Genomic DNA, 23,794 nt, shown 5'->3' on the forward strand with positions numbered 1-23,794 from the left:
CTGAAAACTCAAATAAAAAGTAGGGAGGCCGAAGCCTCCCTATTTAACTTATAAATTAGAATAATGTTTCAAAGTCACCATTACGGTAACGGACCAGAACTAAACCACTGTCCAGCTCTTGAATCGATGCGACTTTTTCACCATTAATGGTAATCAGGCCTGCCACTTCTTCTTCAATGCTACTAAGCATTGCCACAGCACCTGTTGTGTTTCGAACGGTTACACTTGGTTTAAGCGGGTTATCATACAGGCCTACTGGCGACTCGATAATTGTATCGACATCATTGTAATGAACCGTGACTTTCGCCGTTGCAACATCAAACTCTGCACGGTCAATCTCAAGTTTGACTGAAGCTGCTATCGCATTATTCAGTGCATTTTTGACATTGGTTTTTACTTCAACTGTAAAATATGTCTCAACAAACTCATCTGCACTTTCTGCAGAATGGTCTCCTTGAGATTGTTCTGTACAGTGGAAGGGATACCAATAATCACAGTAACGAAACATCTCAGTCCACTCAGAATGCTGATAACCGCGTTTATTATCGGCAATCAGATTCAGGTAGACTCCCAGTGAATCCGTGCCCGTCGCAATATCCCCGCTAAATTGAATCTTGGCATATGCGAAGTGCGCTTTCAGTTGTTCGTTGCCAGATACATTACCCTCATTGCCTGTTAAAGATTCCGCTCCAGTTGAGGTTGGGTTTTCGACATTCAACGAAACAAGCCCGGTGAATTCTGCAGGCTGAGCGCCCTCACGGGTGACGGCCAAAGATACATCGGATAGTTCCAAAGAGACCCGATCACTTTTCAGAGCAAACTCACTGTCATACGTCCATATTGGCTCTGAGGTAGTCTCAGAATTTTTATCGGTAAAAGTTGCATTGACAACTTTTGCGATACCTTTGGCAGCAAGCGTAACCGCTTGATACTGGCTACGAACACCGGTAATTTCAAGGTCGATATTCGTCGGCGTGTTTTCATTACCTTCCTCAAACTGCTTCACCAAAGCAACAACCGTCACTGAACCAGTACTGGTGTCTGTGCGCGTTGCGGTATATTCAGTTCCAGCGTCCTTTATCTCTGTCTTAACTTGGATGCCTTCCGGCGCTTTATCGGGTGTATTCAAATAGAATGCAGCAATCGCCTCAACTGCTTGTTGCACGTTAAATACAACTTGCTGAGCATCAGATTCAGCTAATGGTGCGACGTCCTCGAGCTCAGCAGCAAAATTCTCCAAGCCTGATTTCAGATCGCCCTCATTCTGGACCGACATATAAGTGGTGCGAACATCATTGATAAAAGCTTTCGCAGCCTGAACAGCCTCGGTTGACGGTGGTTGAGGAACGATCTCGATTGGATCCAGCGTCCCGTCATTATCAATATCCTTGAAGCTGCCTTCCCCTTGCGTTAAAGCGTGTTTATGATCATCTAACTTCTTCTGGCTGGCTGATGATACTTTTACCAGAGGCTCACCCTGATCCCGGCTAACTAACTTTTCGGCTGCATCAATAATCTTCAATACAGTTGGCGAGATCTGATAAGCTCCCGCATTATTCTGGATCATTGCTTCAGTATCAACTGCACTACTCATCACCGCTGCCGAATATAAAGCGGCATTCATTTCTTCGGGAGACGCACTTTCCGTTTGCATTGGATCTGTCAGGTCAACGGCACCTAATTCTGTAATAGAGCCTTCCAACCCGAATAATTTCTCAACGACTTCTTTTGCAACATTTGCACCTTCTGTCGTTACGGCCGAGCTTCCCGCATCTTCCAGTGCCTGTTTCGCGGCAATGTCTGTCAAAGACGTCACGTTGACAATGTCAGTCGCAGTATTTGCAGCAGGCAAAATCGTTTTCAATTGCCAGCCGTCACTAACCACAAAGCTCTGCCCAAATCCAACCGTAATACCATTGTTATCAACACACTGCTCAACATCGCACTTCATTGTTGTCGAGCCATCTTTTTTTGATACAGCGACTAAGATAGGTTTATCCAGTGGAGCGCCCTGAACACTATATTTACCGCTAGCATTCGTAACCGTTTGTTGATAGTAACCTGCGCTCGTATGACAGCCTTGCGTGTCAAAACTGTCACAGACCTCGACTTTAGCGTTTGAGAGAATCCCTTTATTTACTGTTCCGGCGAAATCTGCTGTAGAAATAACCGGAGTGACTTTTCCTGAGGAGCTGTCACCACCACCACAACCGACGAGACCGAGAACAGACGAAACAGCGACTGCTAATATTTTATATTTCATAACCTTAACCCTAACCAGCCAATATGAGAAGGCTGACAACTTACTCAACCATCCCAAAATACGCAACCAGATGTATTGGTAAGTGTTAATATAACCGCACTATTTCGCACCTATTACATGGTATCGAACTATATGATGTGGAAAATGAGAACAGGAGTGATCTTTGCTGCCGGAGAAGACAAAAAAACCAGTGGGAGCTTCCACTGGTTAGAAGATATGAAGTGCCGGAACGCTGAGTATTAAATCCCGGCGCGTTTCAGCAGGCCGTTCATCAGCGAAGAGCTTGCTTTCACATTTTTCGCACGGCCTTTGAATTCGCGGGCCAGCCCGGCATCGCGGATTTCGTTGGCAATATAGATCATGGACTGATACATATCGCGCGGGGTTTTAATCCGGGCAGTATCATTAAGCGGGCTTAGCAGCTTCACCACATCCGTGCCTTTTTTCTTGTTGTCGTTTGCAAACGTCAGCACAGAGTCGAGCAACTTATCCAGATCCTGCACAAACTCGGAGTTCTCGACCCCTTGTTTCTGCAGCTCTTTCATATTTCTTTTTCTGACCTGCTTAATAATAAAGCCCGGGGTATTGATTTTCTTATACCCGTAGAATCCAGCCAGAACCAGAAGCAACACACCACCTGCTACGTAGCCCCAAATGGACCCTGAAGATTCCGCTACCGGCTGAACGACTTCGGCAGCTTGTGTAACAGTTGCTGGCACATCAGACATATTTGTAACCTTTCATTTCAATCATTCGAACATCACAGACATTATGCACAAAGCGCGCGAAGGGCTATGCGTTTTATCAATCTTTCGCTGAATAGAGTGACAGAGGTCAAAACTTTGACATTTTTCCGTCGCTCTGTCGCGCTGAGTTGCGGAGAAAACCCGCCATCGCAACGCTGAAACCCCAATGCGGGGCCGGGTAAAATCGCTCCGAATTGTTCATGACGTTTCCTATGGTTCTGTCCCGGTTTCGCGTATCATGCCCGTCATCATTATCACGCCAGCCTCAAAGTCAACATCCATGTTTTCTCTGCAGCAGTATTTCATTATCAATGAGCCGGACCCTTCTTTGCTGGTTACCGGTCAGTACAGCCCGTGGTTAGTCCTGCTGTCCCTGTGTATTGCCATCGGCGCATCCTTTATGGCCTTGTCATTGGCTGCTGCGGCCAAACGAAGAGCTTCCCCGCTGATGCAGCGCATGCACCTGCTCACCGGCGCGGCCTCCCTGGGGATCGGGGTCTGGACGATGCACTTCATCGGCATGCTGGCCTTTGAGCTCTGCACCACGGTTTCCTACGACCCCGGGATTACCCTGCTGTCGATGCTGCCGAGCTTTCTGGCCGCCTTTGTCACCCTGAACCTGCTGGCCAAACGCCGGGTCAACTGGCCGAAGCTGCTGGCCTGCGGCCTCATCGTCGGACTGGGGATCGGCAGCATGCACTATATCGGCATGGCCGCCATGGTCTTAGGACCTGCCCTGCGTTATGAGCCGTTTTTTTTCTGCCTGTCGATTATCGTGGCCGCCGGATTGGCGACCCTGGCGCTGTGGATCAGCTTCGGGTTGCGAAAACAACTCTCGCTGCCCGGCTATCAAATCCGCCTGCTTGCCAGTTTAGTGATGGGCCTGGCGATTGCCGGCATGCACTATACCGCCATGGAAGCCACCCGGTTTGTCGGGCAGATGGAGCCGGACTTTGATCCGCACAGCCAGAAGCACTAAGCCCTGGCTGTGGCGATTGCAGTAGTTACCATTCTGCTCAGCCTGACGGTTGCTGCGCTCAACGCCCTGGTCCGCTACCGGGCGCTGCTGAGAAAAACGGAGGAAACCGCAGCAGAGCTCAAGGCGATGTTCGACACGGCAGTCGACGGCATCATCAAAATTTCAGCGCAGGGAGAGATCCTCTCGTTCAACGCCTCTGCCGAGCGTATTTTTGGCTACACCGAAGCTGAAGTGGCCGGAAAAAATATCAGCACCCTGATGCCGGAGCCCTACCGCAGCGCCCATGACGGCTACCTGATGAACTACCTCACCACAGGAAACAAGAAAATCATCGGATCGGGCCGGGAAGTGACCGCACGACGCAAAGACGGCCGGACGATTGAGATTCGCCTGGCCGTGGGCGAGTCCAGGATCAAGGGCACCCGCCAGTTTGTCGGCTTTGTCACCGACATCACCGCGCGGAAAAAAATGGAAGCCGATCTGCACCATGCCAAAGAGCAGGCCATTGAAGCGGCTCAGGTCAAAAGCACTTTTCTGGCCAATATGAGCCATGAAATCCGCACCCCAATGAATGCGATTCTCGGTTTTACCGAGCTGCTGATGAACACCCCACTCAACGAGCTGCAAAAAAAGAACCTGGGGATCGTCCGCTCTTCGGCAAAATCCTTACTGGCACTGCTCAACGATATTCTCGACTCGGCGAAGTTGGAAAGCGGCTCGACCGAACTGGAAATGCGTGATTTTTCCCTGCATCAGGTTTGCGATCAGGTCATCGCCACATTATCGCTGGCGGCACGCAAAAAAGGGCTGCGACTATCGCTCAACTACGCGCCGCAACTCAATGAATTTTTCCGCGGAGACCCGCTGCGGATCCAGCAGGTGATCCTCAATCTGCTCAGCAATGCAGTGAAGTTCACCGAACGCGGCCATGTCACCTTGTGGGTTCGCCAGGCAACCAGCGGCAAAGGCGTGATTATTGACGTCGAAGACAGCGGTATCGGCATCTCTACCGATCGGTTAGAGAAAATTTTCGCGCCCTTCTCGCAAGCCGACTCAAGTATGACCCGCCGGTTCGGCGGCACTGGACTGGGCACCACCATCTCCCGTCAGTTGGTCGAACTGATGGGCGGTAACATCAGTGTCACCAGCACCGTGGGCGAAGGCACGACCTTCCGGGTCACCCTGCCACTGAACACCGGCAAACCGGTGGAAGGCAATATCTACGGTGATGAAGAAATACGCCTGCCGCCCCTGCATATTCTGGTGGCCGATGATGTACCGCAAAACCTCGAACTACTGACCGCGATGCTGGAGTCCCGCGGCCATACCCTGGTCACCGCAAGCAACGGCCGGCAAGCGGTTGAGCACTTCAGTCGGCAACCGTTCGATCTGGTGCTGATGGATGTGCAAATGCCCGACATGAACGGCCATGAAGCTTGCCAGGCCATCCGGCGCTATGAAACCCAGCAAGGGCTGTCCCCGACCCCGGTGATTGCCCTGACGGCCAGTGTGATGGAGCAGGATAAGCGCCAGGCCGAAGCGGCCGGTATGGATGGCTTTACCTGCAAACCGATCAGCGTGATCGAGCTGACGGGAGAAATCGCCCGGGTCCTTGGCCGCCAAGCCGCCAGTCAGCATATGTATCCAGAGCTGCGCAAGAATGATTTGCAGCTTCCGATCGACTATGAAATGGGCCGAACCCTGTGGGGCAGCACCCAGAAACACCTGAAAGCCATTCGCCGCTTTATGGACAGCGAAGGGGCGGAAGACCGCCTGACACCGGCATTCGCGCAGAGCCCGCAAGCAGCCATTGCACCGGCCCACCGGTTGAAAGGCGTTGCCGGGAACTTGTGCCTGCCGCAACTGGCCCGTTGTGCCGGGAGTATCGAAGCGCTGCTCAAACAGGAAGATGTCGCGGAGATTCCATTTCTGCTCGAGATGTACCAACAGTCTTTGACTGAAATCACCGAACTGCTGGAAGAACAAACACCCACGTCGGAGCCGGCGGAGGCGACTCATGCGCCAGTTGAACCTTTAGATATCGAGCAATTGAATACCTTGATCAGCCTGCTCCAGAAAGGGGAGATTCCGGAAGAAACATTTGCCGGGCTGAAAATGCAATTTCCCGCTGACGTGGCCGACAACGTTGCGGAAGCGCTCCACGATTTCGAACCGGAACGCGCGGCAGATCTATTAATCACCTATAAAAAGCACAGTTTAGCCTGCCATGACGATGTTGAATGACAAGAAAACCCTGCTGTTGGTGGACGACGAACCAACCAACTTGCAGGTTCTGAAAAATATTCTGGCGACTTCCTACCGGTTGCTGTTTGCCAAAGACGGCGAGCGCGCCCTGGCGCTGGCCCGGCGCGAAACCCCGGATTTAATCCTGCTGGACGTGATGATGCCGGGCATGTCCGGTTATCAGGTGTGTGAAACGCTCAAGCGCGACGACGCGACCCGTCATATCCCGGTGATTTTCGTCACGGCCCTATCGGGAGAAAATGAGGAAGCTCAGGGGTTTGAGCTGGGTGCCGTGGACTATATCACCAAACCGATCAGTCCCTCGGTTGTCCAGGCTCGGGTCAAAAATCACCTGTCTCTGGTACGGATGGAAGAGCTCAAATCCACCCGGCTTTCCGTCGTGCAGCGGCTCGGCCGCGCCGCGGAATACAAAGACAATGAAACCGGCCTGCATGTGATCCGGATGAGCCGCTATGCCCAGATCATTGCCCGGGCAGCCGGATTCAGCGAATACCAGACCGAAAATTTACTCCACGCAGCCCCCATGCACGACATCGGCAAGATCGGGATCCCGGATATGATTTTGCAAAAACCGGGTAAACTGGATCCGGAAGAGTGGGCCGTCATGCGCCGTCATGCCGAGATTGGCGCAGAGATCATCGGTGAAGATGACTCCCCGCTCATGCGCATGGCCCGGGACATCGCCCTGTACCACCATGAGAAATGGGACGGAAGTGGCTATCCCGCCGGTCTCAAAGGCGAAGCGATCCCCGTCTCTGCCCGGATTGTTGCGATTGCCGACGTCTTCGATGCCCTTACCAGCGCCCGTCCCTACAAACCGGCCTGGCCGATCGACAAGGCGACCGACCTGATCCGCAGCGAAGCCGGCAGCCATTTTGACCCGGCGATGGTCGATGCGTTTTTCAAATGCCTGCCGGAGATCCTGGAAACCCGCAGCCACTGGCCGGAGCCTGCCGACGACACCGAACTCACACCAGCATCGCCAGCCAACACTGCGCCCATCCCAGCGACCTAACCCTAAAAAAACAGCCACCCATTCCATGTCGAATGGGTAGCTGGAACAGAAAAAAGTGCTGCGAAGTACCGTGTTACAACACACAGGGTTGCAGCGCCTGTCACAACAGGGTTGTCTGAATAGTTGCCGGGATTGCTGCCACCCTCAGCAACAATCCCGGCGGTACAACGCGTGAGGGATAAACATGCTCAATTCATCGCACTCACGGAAGCATGCCCGTGAATCACGCGGCACAGCTACATGACATAAATTCTTATTTTTGCGCGTAAATGTACATTACACTTGATTACACGGACCCTGGATCCGAAACAGGTGAAACTGCTTTTTCCCCCGCAGCAACACCAGGTCGCGTTCAAACAGCGCCAGACCCGGTGAGACCACCTCATCGGCAATCCGCTCGCCATTGATTCGCACAGCCCCGCTGGTGATCAGCTCTCTGGCCACGCGCTTGGAACTGGCCAGCTCCGCTGTCATCAGCAGCTGCGGCACATCCAGCGGCGTGTCCTGATCTATTTTGATCGCCGTACACGGCAATCCGTCCAGCGCCAGTTGGTCCAGCTCTGCCAGTGTCAGCGCCTGAATATGACCGCAGGTGTGGCCCTCACCGCCAAACAGCGCTCGGGTGATCCGCTGCGCACTCACCAGCCCGGCTTCGCCATGGACAAAGCGGGTCAGCGCCTCTGCCAGCACCCGCTGGGCCTGCGGTTTTCCGCCCCCGGCGCGATCGGCCGTTTCAATGGCCTCTATCTGCGCACACGAAAGAAAGGTGTAGTAATGCAGGAAACGGTACACATCGGCATCGGCCGTATTGAGCCAGAACTGGTAGAAGGCATACGGCGAGGTCTTCTCGGCATCCAGCCAAATCGCGCCACTTTCCGTTTTCCCGAATTTGGTCCCGTCTGATTTGGTGATCAGCGGCAACGTCAGGCCGAACACCTGCGTTTGGTTCAGTCGCCGGGTCAGATCAATCCCGCTGACAATATTGCCCCACTGATCATTGCCGCCGATTTGCAAACGGCAACCAAGACGCTGATTCAACTGCGAAAAGTCATAGGATTGCAGCAGACTGTAGCTGAACTCGGTAAATGAGATCCCCTGATCCGGGCGCGCCAGTCGCTGCCTGACCGACTCCTTGTTCACCATCGCATTGACCGAAAAGTGCTTGCCGACCTCGCGGAAAAAGGTGATCACATCCAACGGCCCTAGCCAGTCGGCGTTATTTACCAGGGTCAGCGGCGTATTCAGATGCGGCGTCATCAGCCGCTCGATTTGCCCGCTCAAATCCGCCACCCATTGCGCCACGGTCGCACTTTCGTTCAGGCTTCGCTCCGCAGCTTTGAAGCTCGGATCGCCAATCATCCCGGTAGCCCCACCCACGAGGGCGATGGCCCGGTGCCCCGCATCCTGAAAACGCTTGAGCATTAGCAACGGCACCAGATGACCGATATGCAAGCTGCCCGCCGTCGGGTCAAAGCCGCAATACACCACCTGAGGCGATTGCAACGTCTCGGCCAGTATTTCCGGATGGGTGCTCTGGGCGATCAGGCCCCGGCGGTTCAGGTCTTGGAGTAGTTCAGAAGTCATGGATAGCTTGCTCTTCATGGATGAATCAGCAAGCGTAAAGAAGGGCAGCGGCCAGGACGATATCCCTAAAGGGACAGATCGGCGACTTGGTTGCCGATCAGGTCGCCGCAATCAGGTGATTGAGGAACAATTGAAACAGTTCGCTGAGGGAGGAGACCTTAAGCTGGGCATAAATCCGCTTGCGGTGGTTCTTGACCGTGCCGATCCCAATGTCCAGCGCCTCGGCAATTTCCCGCGAATCCAGCCCCTGGACCAGCAGCGCCGTCACCTGTTGCTCTCGCGCCGTCAGCAACGACTGGCCGAAGCTGGCAAGCGCCTGATCGACGGCAAGGCGCATCACCGCCCGCTCGCCCGGCGGCTGGGCCAGACTGAAATCAGCCGGTTGCCAGTGCTGCACACACAACGCCCGCAGCACACCATAGTGCTGTTTCAACACGGCAAGCTGCGTTGGCGATGCCGCGCGCAGTGGCTGATCAAGATAGCCCAGATAGACCACAATCCAGCGTGTCGGATCCAACTGGACCGAGAGGCCGACTTCATCTTCCCAACCGGTTTGATCATAAAACTGCTGCCGGTAATCCGGCGACTGTCTGATCCGCCGGGAAACCTCGCTCAGGCTGTAGACCCCCTCTTCGGCGCCTTGGTTCAGCGCCAGATAAAACGGGTCCTGCAAAAATGACTCTGTCAGGTAACGTTGAAACAGTAACTCCCGACGACGCTGAATCGAATCATAGAGATAAATGGAATGTTTGCCCTGCCGGTAGCCGAGGATCACGACACAGTCGAAATCAATCAGCTGCGACAGCAGGGAGACAAACTGCGCCGTAAACTGCGGCGTGCGCAGCGCCGCAATGGCTCCGGCCGTCGCATCCAAGGCCGGGGATGAGGTTTCAGCGGGTTTCAGCATCAAACAACAAGCCTCCACCGCCTGTGCGGGCTTTAATCTTCATCCGCTGCCTGTGCTTCCACTGCACGACGCAAAAAGCCTTGCTGCTGCGCCAGTTGCTGCCGGGCAGCATCCCGATCCAACCCGGTCAGGATCATCAAAATCGCCAGCTTCACATCATTTGCCGTTTGCGCCAGCGTCGCGGCCGCCAGCGCCTGATCACAGTCGGTCGCCTGCATCACAATCCGCACCGCACGGGCCACCAGCTTCTCATTGGTTGCTTTCACATCCACCATCAGGTTTTGATAGCTTTTGCCCAGACGGATCATACTGGCCGTGGTCAGCATATTGAGCACCAGCTTCTGCGCGGTGCCGGACTTGAGCCGGGTCGAGCCGGTCAGGGCTTCCGGGCCGACCACCGGGCTGATAGCGATCTGCGCGATCTCAGCAATCGCGGAGTCCGGGTTGCACGACAGCGACACCGTGGTTGCACCGATTTCATTGGCATATTTCAGCCCGCCGATCACATAAGGGGTCCGCCCGCTGGCTGCAATGCCGACCAGCACATCCTGCGCGCTGAACTGAATGCTTTTCAGATCGGCGACGCCCAGCGCCAGCGAGTCTTCCGCCCCTTCCTTGGCTTTGAGGATCGCTTCCGGTCCACCGGCAATCAGGCCGAGGACCATTTGATCCGACACCCCGAACGTCGGCGGGCACTCCGAGGCATCCAGCACGCCCAACCGGCCACTGGTACCCGCGCCCATATAGACCAGTCGCCCGCCCCGCTCAAACGCTGCGGTGATTTGATCGACCGCCTGCGCAATCTCCGGCAGCACTTTTTCAACCGCCAGCGGCACTTGCTGATCTTGCTGATTCATCCGCTTGACGATTTCCAGCGCAGGCAGCAGATCAATATCCATGGTGTCCGGATTGCGCCCTTCAGACACCAGTTTGGCAAGATCGGCGAGCAATGTATCGTGAGTCATATCAGTCCTTTCTCTCCGTCGCCTCAAAACGACTACGCATAATAAACAACACCCAGAGAGGCCAGTCGACTGGCACCGGTCACCTCGGGTAAATTGCTGGGTAAATGATGAAGCCGGCGCTGTGCCAGCCAGGCAAACGCCATCGCTTCCATGTAATCATGGTCCACGCCTTTGGTACTGGTCGGGGCGACCTGCCAGTCGTCCAACAGCTGGGCCAACCGTGCCATCAGCAGCGGATTGCGTGCCCCGCCGCCGCAGACCAGCAGCTCCGGTTGCGGGCCGGTCTGATGACGGCGCACCTCATTGGCAATGGTGAGCGCGGTAAATTCACACAAAGTGCGCTGGACATCAGCCGCCGACACATGCATGTCTGCTAACTGCGCCATCAGCCAGGGCAAGTTAAACAGCTCCCGGCCGGTGCTTTTCGGTGGCGACAGCTCAAAATACGGCTCTTGCATCAGTTTGGCCAGCAGTGGCGGGTTCACCTCGCCCTGACGGGCAAAGGCTGCGTCCCGATCAAATTTCTCGCCGGTATGCTCATAACACCAGGCATCCATCAGCATATTGCCGGGACCGGTATCGTATCCCAGCACCGGCGCATCAGGGCAGATCACCGAGATATTGGCAATCCCGCCGATGTTGAGCACCACCACACTCGAGTCGGTGGAGTGAAAAATCGTTTTGTGAAACGCAGGCACCAGCGGCGCGCCCTGACCGCCCAGCGCCATGTCTTTGCGCCGAAAATCAGCCACGGTATCAATCCCGGTTTTGGCGGCAATGATATTGGCATCGCCGAGCTGCATGGTAAACGGCGTGTCACCGGTCGGCTGATGAAACACCGTCTGGCCGTGGTTGCCAATCGCCCGGATTTGGGAAGGCTGGTAGCCGGATTTCGCCAGCAAGGCATTCACGGCATCAGCGAACAGATGGCCCAACAGATGATCCAACCGGCCAATATCAACCAGGCTGGTTTGCTGGCCGAGACAAATGTCCAACATTTGCTGTTTCAACGCAGACGGCATCGGAAAATCGTCACTGGCCAGCAACGCAATGCGCTCCCCTTCAATCGCGACCAGCGCGGTATCGACCCCATCCATACTGGTGCCTGACATCACACCGATATAAAGCTCCTGCTCCATGATTCCTCCTGCCGTCCGTTCCCATGTTGTTGTGCCACGTGGGCAAAATTGCCGTCGCACATCCAGTAGGCATAGTACCCCAGAGTGGCCGGGGAATTGAATGATGACCATCCAAATACACGGCCGAAAAACGTTGCAAGACGCGCGCTTTGGATGGTTAATAACACATTCACTTGCATAAGGAGATACCGCATGGATGGCTTTATGATTTCCAGTTGGGATTTCACCACGGGCACGGCGCAACCAAACCCGCCGGAAGTCCGGGAAATTCGTTCGGGTCACTGGTACCACTGTCAACGCGACGCCGCCGGTTTACGGGACTGGCTGGAAGCACAAGCCCTGCCGGAAGCGATTATTGACTCCCTGCTCACGGATGATACCCGGCCCCGGTTTGAACAGTTCAACCACGACTGTTTTTTGATGATCTTGCGCTGTATCAACCTCAATGAAGGCTCGGCGCCGGATGACATGCTGAGCCTGCGCATCCTCTGGTACAAGGGCGCACTGATTTCCACCCGTAAACTGTCCTCGCGCGCGGTGTCCAATTTGGTCAAACAGCTTGAAGCTGGTGCCGGCCCGGACAGCCTGCCGTCCTTGTTGGTAGACATTTCAAACGGGATCAGCGGCATTATCTCTGATTTCCTGGCCCCGGTGGAAACGCGGATTAATGATTTGGATATCGACAGCCAAGTCGATGTCAAAGCCCTGCATGCTCTGCATTCCCGGCTGCTTCGGCTTCGACGTTACCTCAAGCCGCAACGCTACGTGTTTGATGATCTGCTGCATGCGGATATCCCGGCGCTAAGCGCGCAGAAAAACCATTTTAAGAACTGCCTCGACACCATCGCGCGGCTCAATGAATCGATTGAGTTCTACATCGACCAAATCAACCTCTACCTCGCGAACATTAATCAGCAGCAGGCCGAGATGATGAACAGAAATACCTATCTGTTTTCGGTGATTGCAGGTATTTTCCTGCCTGCCGGTTTCTTTACGGGACTACTCGGCGTGAACATCGGCGGGATCCCCGGCGTTGAAAACCCGGTCGCATTTACGGTGTTCTGTATCGGCCTCCTGATTGTGGTGGCCCTTGAAGTGATTATTCTGAAAAAATTAAGGTTTATTTGATGATTGAGTTTCTTCAATCCAACATGCTCGTCAAACAGATGGCCCTGGGGCTGTTGTTAATTCTGGCTTATGTCGCCATCCGGCGCATTGGCCGAAAGTGGATCGAAACGCTGGCTGAAAACAAGCGCGTGACACTCAAGCGCACCCAGTTTGTGCTGAAGTGTTTCAATGCGTCGGCGTTCCTGATGTTTATCGCGATTTTTACCATTATTCTCGATTTAGGCTTCGGGGATATTTCCCTGTTCCTGTCCTCGATTTTCGCGGTCTTGGGGGTTGCCCTGTTCGCGCAGTGGTCGATTCTCAGCAATCTTACGGCCAGCGTGCTGATTTTCTTTGTGTTTCCCTACCGTATCGGCGACAAGGTCAAAGTGTCGGACAAGGATGAAGATATCAGCGGCGTGATCATTGAAATTACCATGTTCCACGTGATCCTCCGTCACGAGAGCGGCAATATCATCACCTACCCGAACAACCTGATCCTGCAAAAAGGCGTGATCAAAATCCTGGCGGAGAAAAAACCAAAGCCGGAAGAAGCACTGGCCGAGCAGAAATCGTAACCTGCCGGGATTGCTGGTCACAGCCCGTCTTGTTGATGCCGATATGGATCAGTCCCGGTCTATTTACAGGAAGCGAGCCCGCCGTGCAGCCGCAGGCTCGCTTCTGTTTCCCCTCTTAGCCTTGATCAAGGGCGATCTCGATAGCGAGGGCCGTCGTTTCAGACTCAGAATACTGAGATTGTGACAAGTCACCGTAATGTTTTTTCAGTCTCGCGATATGGCCAGCCTGTTGCTGACGCGGACGCCAGTCGGTCTCAATGTCCTTAATGCCCAGTGCATTTGCTTGCAACTCTCGCGTCCCTCTCTGCGGAATCATGATATCCGGCGTCACGCCCCTGTGGTGGAGCTGGGTACCATCTACACGATGCAGCATCGCAATGGTATAACTGACATATCCGAGCTTATCAGTGAACAGGTCATAGATTAAGTCGAGGGAGCGGTGCTGCTGCACGGTGCCCGCACCATAGGTCATTTCGCCAACAATTAAAGCGCCGCCGTAATCTTGCAGCGTTGCAGCAATCAGCTCCGCGCCGGATGCCGTCTCACGGTTGACCAGGACAACCACGTTTCCGGTATAGGGCTGACTTGCAACTTCAGCCTGCTGAACACTAATTTTATCCACGCTACGGACGATAAAGGCGTTACCATTAATGCCGAACTGTCCCAAGATCTTGCTCAGTTCAGACAGCACCCCGCCGCCGTTGCCGCATAAGTCCAGCACTAAAGTGTCCGTGCCCTGTTGCTGTAATGTTCGGAGTATGGTTGCCAGCGCATCCGAGACGCCCACCGTGATGCTCGACAGACGTACCAGCGCCACTTGGTTGTCGGCCGCCAGGGTATACGAGATCCCCGGCATTCTCGCCGCTTTCCCCCGAGTCGCCTGAACCGTCCTAAATGTGCCGCTTTCAGGCACATAAACCCACAGTTTCAAGTGCGTTCCGGGCTGACCGCGAACGAGGGTGTTGATTCTGTCCAGCGACGTATGGAGCAACGGGACCATCGCCTGTTGCTCATCCGCATAAGCGACAATGATATCACCGGTGTTGAAATCGGGATTCACAGCAAAGGCCGAACCGCCGACCACTTCCGCGCCATAATTGTGTGGCGCCAGCATCACGCCAATCCCTTCCTCACCGTCGATCAAGCCGGTCCCCCGATCGTTTGGCAGGTAACCGTTGGATTGTCCGTAACCTTTTGCATAAGCAGTGGACCAGCGTTCAGCACGCTGTCGCAATGACTGCGCGCGCAGCGACTCACGGTTGGACGCATATTGATGCTTAAGAAAAACCGTTGCGTCTTCAACAGGGTATCCCATCCGGACGAGCCACTGCTTGTCTGCCTCAACCTGGCGCTGCCAGCAGGTGACAAGCACTGCGGATGCATCCGTGGTTAGGTTACTGTTTGGCTCCAATAAATGCTTCTGATAATCCAGTTTCTCCTGATGGCGTGCATCGATGTGGGTCAACAGCACATTGGCGCGATCGAACACCCCCTGACTTGCTTCAGTGATCATCGCCGACTGGGTCTGATCCCGTAGCACTTGCACTTCATCGGGCGTGAACAAACATTTCCCGGTGATTTCTGTTGCGATGATACTATTGAAAGTATTCCGTTCACGCTCAGCGTCAGAGAGCGACTGATTCAAGTGGCTGTGGTAAAAACGCGTATGCACCCGTCTTATAAGCGTGCTGACAATATTTGGCTCCAGTTTCGCCTGTTCGATCCGCCGGGCGGCAGCATCAGACGCAGAGAGTGGCTCGGCGGCTGTCAACAGAGACGAAGTGGCAACGGGCGAAGTAGACGTCGCAGTCGTCTGACAACCGACCAGCGATACCGATAAAGAGATCAGCATCCCGATGCTGAGCAAGTTGATTTTCATTGGATTCCTTTTCCTAACGCCTCGGATAACTGACAGACACAGAGGCAACGCCTGAAAAAACGGATAAAATAACGGGCCCGGCGCGGCCATACAGCGATACAAGTCACGTAAAAATCAATAGGATACTCGCCTCATTGACTTTTTCCACTGACTATTCAGTCACGGTATTTTCTTGGGGAGAAACCGGGCCAGAGGCTATACCCAAAGCCCCGGTTTAATGGCGAGCATTCCTGAAAAAGGCTCGCATGACTCACGCCATCCCGCCCAGGATGGGTGAATCACTCGCTTGGTCACACTGCCACCCGAGTGATCAATCAAGTCAAATCTCACCGAGTTTTAAGATCCCCTTAGCACCGCAACACTTGTTTGGATTGAAATGCCTGCGTCAGATCGGCCCATTGATATCGGTTATGAAAACAAACACGGGCATTTTCTGCATTATTGGCCTCAATGGACACCGGCAGGTAAATAAAACCCTGTGTTAATAAGCTCAATATAATTTCCGATGAACACTCGGTATGAATATCTTCAAAAATAAATACATCTTCTTTTGCTAAAACACAGAACTGCATCTTAAACACCTCCAACTCAATATGATAAATTGGAATTATCCACTGTTATGCTATAGTGCCTAGTGACTTTTATTGAAGGGTGATAACCAAAAGTTATGAAGATCAATCCCAAGTATTTGCATTCCGTTGAAACCCTGGCCAGAGTCCAGAACTTCAGAGTCGCCGCCGAAATCCTTTGCATTTCACAACCGGCACTGTCCAAGCAAATCAAGAATGTTGAGGAAACCTACGACATTGAGCTATTCATCCGGGATAATCAGGGGGCGACACTCTCAGATACAGGGAAGCTGATCATCGATGAGATCATTGCCTTAAATCGGCACATCCAGAAAACAAACGATCATATTTTAAGTGTCGCCCAGAATCATTTCGCCAGCTTATCGATTGGTTTTGGAAAATCGAGTAATGATTTCCTGCCGGGATATATTCGGGAATTTAAAAATAAGTATAATAATATTTCAATTTCACTCTCGGATATCTGTTCTTTTGAGCAGGAGGAACAATTACTTTCCGGCTCTTTAGATATTGGATTCATGCGACAACCGAAATCTAAAATTCTCCACAGTATTCCGGTTTCCAGCGATGAGTTTGTGCTGGCCGTATCCAAAGATCTCTATACTGAAGATCAGATTGATTTCTACCTGGAAAACTTCAACCTGTTGATGATGAGCAATCACAGTAAGTCCATGATGAATATCAAAACCATGGCCTTACTGAAAAACAGATCACATAACATCACCAATATCTTCGCTGACATTCAAACCATCATCACCTTAATTCTCTCCAATGCCGGCGTGGCAATTCTACCGAAAAAATCGATTCTCGGCATTTATGACGCCATCAAACTCATCCCGTTTGCAGAGGATACCTGCTGGGATATTCATATGACGTGGAACCCGGCCAGAACCTCCAAATCAGTTGATTTGTTTATTGAATATGTTCAAGCAGCGAGCATAAAAGTAGGTGCTGCGGCCGAGTAAGTTTAAGGCAAGCAACGAGGCCACTCACACCGCCCCTTGAACGACAGAGATGCGATTAACAAATGAGATGAATTGACGATGTTAACTGGCGGTACAGATAGCAAACGCCAGATGAGTGTCTCCGGAGTGAGTGGCGATTCACAGTTAAGTTTAGCTTAACCGTACGTCAGAAATTATTGCTTGTCAGACCAGCGTAAAATCAAAAAAATATAAAACTCACCATCACTCAGATGACAATCATGTCAATTGAGTTTTTGATTTTAATTTATCTGGACAATAAAACAGCAAGGAATAGCTTTGAATAAACATGGAAGTATAAAAGAGTCCATCGATATCAGTGATGGCTTTTGGGATGCCACTGACAATCATGAGCTTTCTCTTGTAATCAGTGAAAACTTAGGCCGTGAAGAGCACCACACGGTTCACAGCCAACGTAACAAGACGGAGGATTAAATGCTTAACCAAAGTAACCGATTCGTCATGCTACTCTGCTGTGCGTTAGTCTTGATGGCACAAATGGCCACTACCTTGTATTTACCGGCTTTACCACAAGTCGCGAGTGAACTCGCCATCAGCCGCCACTACGCCGAGTTATCAATTTCACTCTTTGTGATCGGCGCAGCGCTGCCGGTGATCTACTGGGGGCATGCGGCAGAGAAATATGGCCGAAAACGTTCACTCTCAATGGCCTTGATGGTGTTCATTACGGCCAGTCTTGTCCTTTATTTTACCCAGTCTGTCGAAAGCTTACTGATCGCAAGGGTGATACAAGGCATTGGGGCCGGCGGCGCGGCAATCATCGCCCGGATTATCGTGCGCGACCACTGGCATGGCGATCATCTCACGCAAAAGCTGTCTTTACTGTCAATGGCATTCATCGCAGCATTGGGCATCGGCCAATTTATTGGCTCATTGCTCGCCCAATATCATGATTGGCGTGTTGGGTTTTTATTATTGTCATCCATCGCTGCCTGTTCTTTATTCGCCATCACTCAGCTACAACTGAACGGACCAACCCAAAGTGACCCCAAGGCACCAAAATCCACTGCAAGTTACGTTCAAATCGTAAAGGACCGAGGATTCCTTATCCCTTGCGTCCAAGGAGGACTTGGTTTTGCCACGATTGTGACGTTACAGGAAGTGAGTCCATTTATATTCGATCATGACCTGCAACTCTCCGGTCAACTATTTGGTTTCTTTGGCCTCGCGATTGGCATGACCTACTTCCTGGGATCGCTGTATGTCAAACGCAATGTCACTAAAATAGGCAGCCAACAGTTGATGAATCGCGGGGCAGCCATCATTCTTACTGGCGCCCTATTCATGCTGATGATCTGGCTGCTCAGTGAATCCCTTCAAAGCCAGATCCTGATTGGTTGCTACCTCGCTTTGTACCTGTTGATCATCTTCGGCCAAGCCGTGATTTTTCCTAATAGTATGTCATTGGCTGCAAGCAACTCCTCTCACAGCGGCGCATATAGTATTGCCCTATGTGGTTTCTTGCAGCAATCGATGGCTGGGGTCGCCGCAGCCCTGGCGGTTGGTGCTGACCATAGCCACAGCTGGACTTATTGGGTCGCCATGATGGGAGTTGTCATTTTTGGCTTGGGATTCACGAAAAAAGCGCAAAAAGCGTGTCTAACCTAACCTCTGCCTTGAGCCTCAACCCTGAAATATCAAACAGATAATTGGGGCAAGCAGTATCCGTTAGTCATTAAATCCGGGCGCAGCAAGTGAGACAATCTGTCGGTATACTTCAAGTATCCCGAGCTGATACGGCGGGCCATCTACACCACCAATGCAGTTGAGATGGTGCACCGCCAGTCCCGCAAGCTGACTAAACCGAGCGGCTTCGCCAACGAAACCCGCTTGCTGAAGCTGCTCTATGCGGGAATGTTGAAGGCCTCTGAAAAATGGACGAATCCAGTGCAGAACTGGAACCTGACGCTATCCCAGCTGAGCATCCACTTCCCGGACAGGATCGATCAATATGTGGATCTGTGACTTACGTTGACACAGAACAATGAACCGTTCTGATTCATTGGGCATCCATCAGATCAAGACAATCAGATAGCCAACAAGCATGCTGAACTAATTTTCATCAACCACTCAAAGAAAGATAGATATTTATATTTTTTGTGTGGCAGTTATAAAATATCCCTCTTTCCGCCGCTTGCACTTGACCGTTGCTTACTTAGATAACAATGAACACAAAATCCCTAGAGTATATTTCATATCATTCTTAACATATGCTTGATGAGTTAGGTTCTTATCGGCCCCCTCGTATGCGCTTGATTGCTTATTGTTAAATAGTTCAGGATTAGCGCGTTCAAATACTTGCACGTCAATATTATTCCGATATATTAAACGCATGAACATTTTAATAATGACGTACCAGAAACGATTTATATACCCTCGGGAACCTCAAGGCTCGGGCGGCGTCGTTATGTGACAATGAATTATGCGGAAATCCCCCGGCCTCATCCCGGGGGATTTTTGTTTGTTCCGCTCCCGTTTTATTCAAAGGAGCAAGGTATGCTTAATTTATTGTCCCAATCTAAACTTATCTCTTCACTTTCTGTGACTGACCTTAGCGATCCGATTCAAGCCCCTGATCATGCGATAGGGCTGATGGTGAATACCGCCACTCATGCACTGAAAAACAAGTGGCAATGCCGGGTAAACACCGTGCGCACCAGCCCGGTGGTTCCTGTCGAGAATAATTATGACCGCTTAAATTACCCGACCGATGGCGCAGCCCGGGACGCCAGATACACGCGCTATGTATCGGAGCGTTTTATTCTTCGGACTCAAACTTCCAGTGCTATTCCAGACCTACTGGCTGGTCTCAATGGGGAGAGTCTGCCCGACCAACTGATGGTATTGCCTGGTCTGGTATATCGCAGAGACTGTATTGACCGGCTGCATTGCGCTGAACCTCATCAACTGGATCTCTGGCGGCTGGTCGACACTCAGGCGCAACAGGCGATGGCATTTCAGGACTTGGAGCAAATGATTGCAGCGCTTATGGCGGCATTGATCCCTGAGCATGAGTGGCGAATGACTCCGTCACCTCACCCATATACAACAGAAGGTGTTCAAATTGATGCTCTATGGCATGATGAGTGGGTCGAAGTGGGTGAATGCGGCCTGATTAACCCCCTGATTTTGGAAGCTGCTGGGCTGAACCACCATAGCGGATTAGCGATGGGGCTCGGGCTGGACCGACTGCTAATGTTGCGTAAAAACATCCCTGACATCCGTTTGTTAAGAAGTCAGGATCATCGCGTTTTATCCCAGATGTATTCGTTGCAGCCCTATCAGGAAGTATCCATGATGCCATCTATCACCCGCGATCTTTCGTTGGTGGTATCAAAAGAGATGGATGAAGAGCAGATTGGCGACCTGATAAGGAGTGATTACTCACAGCAGAGTGCAATTGAAGCACTCAATGTGGTGGAAGAAACACCATATGAAGCTTTGCCTGCTGGAGCCAGAAAACGTCTGGCCATTCAACCTGAACAGAAAAACGTACTGCTCAGGTTGGTCATTCGGGATATGGAACAGACATTGACTTCAGAGCAGGCCAATCAGATCCGAAATCAGGTATATCAGCTTCTTCATCAGGGCAGTGTGATGGAGCTGGCTGAAGATAAGTCGCTATAAACCAGGCAGCCCGGTAAAGTGCTTAAAAGTAAGTGCTTTATCGGGATTATCCTATAAACCAGCCGTATGGATATTGTTTTAATACTGGAGGGTACTCATCATTCCAGATCAGTGGAAGTTCAGATCCCGTGGGGCGATAACCAGAGGTTTGTTGCCATGACAGCCTCTTGTAATACACACAAAGTGGATCACCGGGGTCATCAAAATGAGGTAAGAGATTGATTTGATTTGGCAAACGCCAGATGGGTGGAAGCCCCCACCAGCCACATCCCGGCACACACGTCGCTCGCTGCGGCTGCTCCCTTCCAGGCCTGACCGGGTTCACAAGTTAGTGTTGCGGGAGGACCAATGGGGGCCTCCATAGATTCTTTGTCTCTAGAGCAGAAGCGAGGATGCTTTGCTGCGAGAACGAGAGCGATTATCCGTGAACGTGGAATACAATGCAAGGGAGCAGCCAGCCTTTTTCGACTGACTGCTGTTTTATTACCCAAAAATGACAATTTGGTGATGGATTCCAACAGCTCACCTGAAAAATCAGGTAATTAGATCTCTTCTTCGCTCTCTTGCAGCAAGAACTCACCCAGCAAGGCACCGCCCAACACCAACAGCCAGGCCACCAGGATCGGATTCGGCACGTCGAAATAAGGCACCAGCACCAGGGTGGCAAAGCCGACGGCCGGCAGGATCCAGGCCAATCGCGGCACCCAGTCATGAAGCTTGCTCTTCATCATCTCCTGCAAGGCGGCAATCAGGCCGGTGATGCACAGGGCGACCAGCGCCGCGTGCTCCATCCCGCCGACCCACAATGGCACCACCAGAAACAGCGGCCACCAGGTGTTGCCATTCACCGGACGCCAGCAACGGCCCACATACCACATTAAAGCCACCGCCAGAATTTGAATCACGGTATAAGACGCAGAACCGGCGAGTTTGCCTTCCCCTTGCAAGGCCATCAGGCCGACATCCATCGCCAGCACAATCGAGATCAGCAAAGCCGCCAGCTGCCAGCCGCCTTTGGGCGAAAAGCTGACCGCAAACACCGGCATCATCATAAACAGGCTGATTGACAGCGCCAGCGGCTGCTCCGGTAATACCATCCCGTATGCGCCGAGCGCCACCAACAGTAACCAGGCGTAGATCCCCCCTTGCGGGAGCAGCCATAAAGCGGGAATGGCCAGTGCTAACGCGGGCAGCTCTCCATGGCTATGCCCTAACGCACTGACCCCCAACACAGTCAGTGCAATACTGACCACAACAAGCAACGCGGCATACAACATCGATGCTCCTCCATGCGTTGACCGATAGCGCACGTAGGAAAATTGCAGAATTTATGCCACTATCGGAATGTTTGTTTGGTTCAGGTTTAAATATGGACGATTTTGCAGGCCAAATCTATAGCCAGGTTCACCAAATTCCCTTAGGAAAAGTGTCGACTTATGGGGACATCGCCAAGTTTGCCGGCTACCCCGGCTATCACCGCCAGGTCGGGCGTTTACTGGCAACGCTACCGGAAGGCTCAACGCTGCCGTGGCACCGGGTGGTGAATGCGCAAGGGATGATTTCCCAACAAGGGCATGATTTGCATCGCCAGCGGCAACGGTTGCTGGCAGAAGGAATTGAAGTGTCGGAGACGGGGAAACTGCCGCTGAGACGCTATCGCTGGGACGGACTGTAACAACGAACTGTAACAACCGCAGCAACAGCGCCCGCACAACCCGTGTGCAGGCGCTCAGGCAATTTAGTTCGTTTTCACCAGTCGGATATCCAGCTTGGTGGTCGCCGCCGGGTCGGTCAGCACCGCATTGCGGGTATCGGTAATAAAGTACAGCTTATCACCCACTTCAATGCGGGCGCTGACTGCATATGTATGATTGGGCTTAATTTCATCTTTCATGAAATCAAGCTGAAAGGCGAACGGCACTTGTTGTCCATCGGCCAGGAACGTTTGCTGGCTGATCACTTCGGCAGAGGCATCCATTTTAGACACATCCGCTAAAGTCACGGTGATCCGTGCATTGGCCGGCAGGGCCACTCTCTCACGATATGCCAACGTGCCTTCCACTGTCCCGATATCTGCGTTTTGCTGCATTAAGTTCGTACACGCAGAAATCACCAATACCACCATTAACGCTGAGAACAGTGTAAAAAGCTTTTTCATTCCTCTCCCCTTTAAACCTAGAGACAAACTGAATATTTTACAGATAGATAACGTCGTGACTTGAATTCACGTCAAACAATCCGTAAAAATCAATAAATAATAACATGGAACTTGGAGCTCCGATGAGCAAAGAACTGAATGAACTTCTCACTCTGTTACACTTAGAGCAGCTTGAGCAAGGGTTATTCCGTGGCCAGAGTGAACATTTGGGTCTGCCGCAGGTGTATGGCGGTCAGGTGATTGGTCAATCCCTGTCGGCTGCCAAAGAAACCGTCGACGAACACCGTCAGGTCCACTCTTTTCACAGTTACTTCCTGCGTCCGGGTGATCCGCAAAAGCCGATCATCTACGATGTCGAAAACCTGCGCGACGGTCGAAGCTTCAGTACCCGGCGCGTCAAAGCCGTTCAGTACGGCCGCCCGATTTTCTATCTGACGGCTTCCTATCAGGCTGAAGAGCCCGGACTGAACCACCAGTCCACCATGCCGGACGTACCACCGCCGGAATCACTGCTCTCGGAACAAGCGCTGGTCCACGCCATTGCGGACAAACTGCCGAAACAGGCTGTCGAAACCTTCGGCCGACAACGTCCGATTGAAGTTCGCCCGGTCACTGCCGTCAATCCGCTGGCCCCCAAGGTTGAAGCGCCCAAGCAATACCTGTGGATCAAGGCCAACGGCGCGATGCCCGATGATCCGCGGATCCACCAGTATGTGCTCGCTTACGCGTCCGACTGGGGATTCCTGGTCACTGCCCTGCACCCCCACGGCGTCACTATGATGACCCCGGGCATGAAAGTCGCGACCATTGATCACTCCATGTGGTTCCACCGCCCGTTCCGGATGGACGAGTGGCTGCTGTATGCCATCGACAGTCCGTCAGCAAGTGGCTCGCGTGGCCTGGTCCGCGGCGAGATCTATAACCAGCAAGGTGAGCTGGTTGCCTCGGCTGTGCAGGAAGGCCTGATGCGTCAGAGAAAGTAATCGACACT

21 protein-coding genes, 1 other RNA gene and 1 pseudogene are annotated in these 23,794 nt (G+C 52.5%); 12 read left to right on the plus strand and 11 right to left on the minus strand.

Features of this window, described 5'->3' with window-relative positions; translation table 11 throughout:
* Window positions 1–55: 55 nt before the first annotated feature.
* Entirely contained in the window at window positions 56–2,263 is a 2,208-nt protein-coding gene (locus VV869_RS01710; RefSeq protein WP_337733290.1) for a hypothetical protein, read from the minus strand.
* Window positions 2,264–2,502: 239 nt separating this feature from the next.
* On the minus strand, window positions 2,503–2,991 hold the full coding sequence (locus tag VV869_RS01715; protein WP_337733291.1) for a hypothetical protein: 489 nt from the start codon (window positions 2,989–2,991) through the stop codon (window positions 2,503–2,505).
* A 298-nt stretch (window positions 2,992–3,289) separates the two neighbouring features.
* Between VV869_RS01715 and VV869_RS01720 the strand changes: the two genes are divergently transcribed.
* From VV869_RS01720 to VV869_RS01730, 3 genes are read left to right on the plus strand one after another with little or no spacing between them, the layout of a single operon-like run.
* The gene (locus VV869_RS01720) at window positions 3,290–3,988 is read left to right on the plus strand and encodes an MHYT domain-containing protein (RefSeq protein WP_337733292.1); all 699 of its coding nucleotides are present in this window, start codon (window positions 3,290–3,292) and stop codon (window positions 3,986–3,988) included.
* Window positions 3,989–3,997: 9 nt separating this feature from the next.
* Window positions 3,998–6,232, plus strand: coding sequence for a PAS domain-containing hybrid sensor histidine kinase/response regulator (locus VV869_RS01725; RefSeq protein ID WP_337733293.1), 2,235 nt, complete (start codon window positions 3,998–4,000; stop codon window positions 6,230–6,232).
* Window positions 6,216–7,268, plus strand: a complete 1,053-nt coding sequence (locus VV869_RS01730; RefSeq protein ID WP_443147283.1) for a response regulator — start codon at window positions 6,216–6,218, stop codon at window positions 7,266–7,268. The genes VV869_RS01725 and VV869_RS01730 overlap by 17 nt, the downstream gene beginning before the upstream one ends.
* A gap of 276 nt (window positions 7,269–7,544) precedes the next feature.
* Here the strand turns inward: VV869_RS01730 and tyrS are convergent, their stop codons facing one another.
* The 4 genes from tyrS to VV869_RS01750 form a co-directional block, all read right to left on the minus strand.
* Window positions 7,545–8,852, minus strand: coding sequence for a tyrosine--tRNA ligase (tyrS, locus tag VV869_RS01735; RefSeq protein WP_337733294.1), 1,308 nt, complete (start codon window positions 8,850–8,852; stop codon window positions 7,545–7,547).
* Window positions 8,853–8,949: 97 nt separating this feature from the next.
* Window positions 8,950–9,759, minus strand: coding sequence for a helix-turn-helix transcriptional regulator (locus VV869_RS01740; protein WP_337733295.1), 810 nt, complete (start codon window positions 9,757–9,759; stop codon window positions 8,950–8,952).
* A gap of 32 nt (window positions 9,760–9,791) precedes the next feature.
* Window positions 9,792–10,724, minus strand: a complete 933-nt coding sequence (gene murQ / locus VV869_RS01745) for an N-acetylmuramic acid 6-phosphate etherase (RefSeq protein WP_337733296.1) — start codon at window positions 10,722–10,724, stop codon at window positions 9,792–9,794.
* A 32-nt stretch (window positions 10,725–10,756) separates the two neighbouring features.
* Window positions 10,757–11,863 carry an anhydro-N-acetylmuramic acid kinase gene (locus tag VV869_RS01750; RefSeq protein ID WP_337733297.1) on the minus strand — a complete coding sequence of 369 codons (1,107 nt, stop codon included), beginning with the start codon at window positions 11,861–11,863 and terminating at the stop codon, window positions 10,757–10,759.
* A 192-nt stretch (window positions 11,864–12,055) separates the two neighbouring features.
* Here VV869_RS01750 and VV869_RS01755 point away from each other — a divergent pair, with 192 nt between their 5' ends.
* Window positions 12,056–12,991, plus strand: coding sequence for a CorA family divalent cation transporter (locus VV869_RS01755; protein WP_337733298.1), 936 nt, complete (start codon window positions 12,056–12,058; stop codon window positions 12,989–12,991).
* Window positions 12,991–13,548 (plus strand): mechanosensitive ion channel family protein, encoded by a 558-nt coding sequence (locus VV869_RS01760; RefSeq protein WP_337733299.1) that lies wholly within the window; start codon window positions 12,991–12,993, stop codon window positions 13,546–13,548. The genes VV869_RS01755 and VV869_RS01760 overlap by 1 nt, the downstream gene beginning before the upstream one ends.
* Before the next feature lie 115 nt (window positions 13,549–13,663).
* Here the strand turns inward: VV869_RS01760 and VV869_RS01765 are convergent, their stop codons facing one another.
* Both VV869_RS01765 and VV869_RS01770 read right to left on the minus strand, forming a co-directional pair.
* A complete protein-coding gene (locus VV869_RS01765; RefSeq protein ID WP_337733300.1) occupies window positions 13,664–15,427 on the minus strand; it encodes a S41 family peptidase in 1,764 nt (587 codons plus the stop codon).
* 347 nt (window positions 15,428–15,774) lie between these two features.
* On the minus strand, window positions 15,775–15,999 hold the full coding sequence (locus VV869_RS01770) for a hypothetical protein (RefSeq protein WP_337733301.1): 225 nt from the start codon (window positions 15,997–15,999) through the stop codon (window positions 15,775–15,777).
* Window positions 16,000–16,094: 95 nt separating this feature from the next.
* Between VV869_RS01770 and VV869_RS01775 the strand changes: the two genes are divergently transcribed.
* The 5 genes and pseudogenes from VV869_RS01775 to srmL all read left to right on the plus strand — a co-directional run bounded on the left by VV869_RS01775 (window position 16,095) and on the right by srmL (window position 20,645).
* Window positions 16,095–16,979, plus strand: a complete 885-nt coding sequence (locus VV869_RS01775) for a LysR family transcriptional regulator (protein WP_337733302.1) — start codon at window positions 16,095–16,097, stop codon at window positions 16,977–16,979.
* A gap of 297 nt (window positions 16,980–17,276) precedes the next feature.
* Window positions 17,277–17,432, plus strand: a complete 156-nt coding sequence (locus VV869_RS01780; protein WP_337733303.1) for a hypothetical protein — start codon at window positions 17,277–17,279, stop codon at window positions 17,430–17,432.
* Window positions 17,433–18,626, plus strand: coding sequence for an MFS transporter (locus VV869_RS01785; RefSeq protein WP_337733304.1), 1,194 nt, complete (start codon window positions 17,433–17,435; stop codon window positions 18,624–18,626). It abuts the gene before it with no gap.
* Window positions 18,627–18,668: 42 nt separating this feature from the next.
* A pseudogene (locus VV869_RS01790) lies at window positions 18,669–18,983 on the plus strand (transposase); the annotation flags it as partial.
* 531 nt (window positions 18,984–19,514) lie between these two features.
* The gene (gene srmL, locus VV869_RS01795; RefSeq protein ID WP_337733305.1) at window positions 19,515–20,645 is read left to right on the plus strand and encodes a PheS-related mystery ligase SrmL; all 1,131 of its coding nucleotides are present in this window, start codon (window positions 19,515–19,517) and stop codon (window positions 20,643–20,645) included.
* 254 nt (window positions 20,646–20,899) lie between these two features.
* Here srmL and ffs read toward each other — a convergent pair.
* Together ffs and VV869_RS01805 are read right to left on the minus strand one after the other, a co-directional pair.
* An RNA gene (ffs, locus tag VV869_RS01800) (signal recognition particle sRNA small type) lies at window positions 20,900–20,996 on the minus strand.
* 191 nt (window positions 20,997–21,187) lie between these two features.
* A complete protein-coding gene (locus tag VV869_RS01805) occupies window positions 21,188–21,922 on the minus strand; it encodes a hypothetical protein (RefSeq protein WP_337733306.1) in 735 nt (244 codons plus the stop codon).
* Window positions 21,923–22,014: 92 nt separating this feature from the next.
* Here VV869_RS01805 and VV869_RS01810 point away from each other — a divergent pair, with 92 nt between their 5' ends.
* Entirely contained in the window at window positions 22,015–22,320 is a 306-nt protein-coding gene (locus VV869_RS01810; protein ID WP_337733307.1) for an MGMT family protein, read from the plus strand.
* A 63-nt stretch (window positions 22,321–22,383) separates the two neighbouring features.
* On the opposite strand, the gene VV869_RS01815 is transcribed toward VV869_RS01810, so the two are convergent.
* Window positions 22,384–22,803 carry a YbaY family lipoprotein gene (locus VV869_RS01815; RefSeq protein ID WP_337733308.1) on the minus strand — a complete coding sequence of 140 codons (420 nt, stop codon included), beginning with the start codon at window positions 22,801–22,803 and terminating at the stop codon, window positions 22,384–22,386.
* A 122-nt stretch (window positions 22,804–22,925) separates the two neighbouring features.
* On the opposite strand from VV869_RS01815, the gene tesB reads away from it, so the two are divergent.
* A complete protein-coding gene (tesB, locus tag VV869_RS01820; protein WP_337733309.1) occupies window positions 22,926–23,786 on the plus strand; it encodes an acyl-CoA thioesterase II in 861 nt (286 codons plus the stop codon).
* The last annotated feature ends 8 nt before the right edge of the window (window positions 23,787–23,794 follow it).

It is taken from the genome of Photobacterium sp. MCCC 1A19761, from assembly GCF_037389125.1.
Classification (GTDB): domain Bacteria; phylum Pseudomonadota; class Gammaproteobacteria; order Enterobacterales; family Vibrionaceae; genus Photobacterium.

Coding starts and splice junctions, on each gene's coding strand:
- VV869_RS01810 (WP_337733307.1), top strand. CDS start 22,015: ATGGACGATTTTGCAGGCCAAATCTATAGCCAGGTTCACCAAATTCCC.
- srmL (WP_337733305.1), top strand. CDS start 19,515: ATGCTTAATTTATTGTCCCAATCTAAACTTATCTCTTCACTTTCTGTG.
- VV869_RS01770 (WP_337733301.1), bottom strand. CDS start 15,999: ATGCAGTTCTGTGTTTTAGCAAAAGAAGATGTATTTATTTTTGAAGAT.
- VV869_RS01765 (WP_337733300.1), bottom strand. CDS start 15,427: ATGAAAATCAACTTGCTCAGCATCGGGATGCTGATCTCTTTATCGGTA.
- VV869_RS01730 (WP_443147283.1), top strand. CDS start 6,216: ATGACGATGTTGAATGACAAGAAAACCCTGCTGTTGGTGGACGACGAA.
- VV869_RS01750 (WP_337733297.1), bottom strand. CDS start 11,863: ATGGAGCAGGAGCTTTATATCGGTGTGATGTCAGGCACCAGTATGGAT.
- VV869_RS01815 (WP_337733308.1), bottom strand. CDS start 22,803: ATGAAAAAGCTTTTTACACTGTTCTCAGCGTTAATGGTGGTATTGGTG.
- VV869_RS01805 (WP_337733306.1), bottom strand. CDS start 21,922: ATGTTGTATGCCGCGTTGCTTGTTGTGGTCAGTATTGCACTGACTGTG.
- VV869_RS01755 (WP_337733298.1), top strand. CDS start 12,056: ATGGATGGCTTTATGATTTCCAGTTGGGATTTCACCACGGGCACGGCG.
- VV869_RS01715 (WP_337733291.1), bottom strand. CDS start 2,991: ATGTCTGATGTGCCAGCAACTGTTACACAAGCTGCCGAAGTCGTTCAG.
- VV869_RS01720 (WP_337733292.1), top strand. CDS start 3,290: ATGTTTTCTCTGCAGCAGTATTTCATTATCAATGAGCCGGACCCTTCT.
- VV869_RS01775 (WP_337733302.1), top strand. CDS start 16,095: ATGAAGATCAATCCCAAGTATTTGCATTCCGTTGAAACCCTGGCCAGA.
- VV869_RS01760 (WP_337733299.1), top strand. CDS start 12,991: ATGATTGAGTTTCTTCAATCCAACATGCTCGTCAAACAGATGGCCCTG.
- murQ (WP_337733296.1), bottom strand. CDS start 10,724: ATGACTCACGATACATTGCTCGCCGATCTTGCCAAACTGGTGTCTGAA.
- tyrS (WP_337733294.1), bottom strand. CDS start 8,852: ATGACTTCTGAACTACTCCAAGACCTGAACCGCCGGGGCCTGATCGCC.
- VV869_RS01785 (WP_337733304.1), top strand. CDS start 17,433: ATGCTTAACCAAAGTAACCGATTCGTCATGCTACTCTGCTGTGCGTTA.
- VV869_RS01710 (WP_337733290.1), bottom strand. CDS start 2,263: ATGAAATATAAAATATTAGCAGTCGCTGTTTCGTCTGTTCTCGGTCTC.
- VV869_RS01740 (WP_337733295.1), bottom strand. CDS start 9,759: ATGCTGAAACCCGCTGAAACCTCATCCCCGGCCTTGGATGCGACGGCC.
- tesB (WP_337733309.1), top strand. CDS start 22,926: ATGAGCAAAGAACTGAATGAACTTCTCACTCTGTTACACTTAGAGCAG.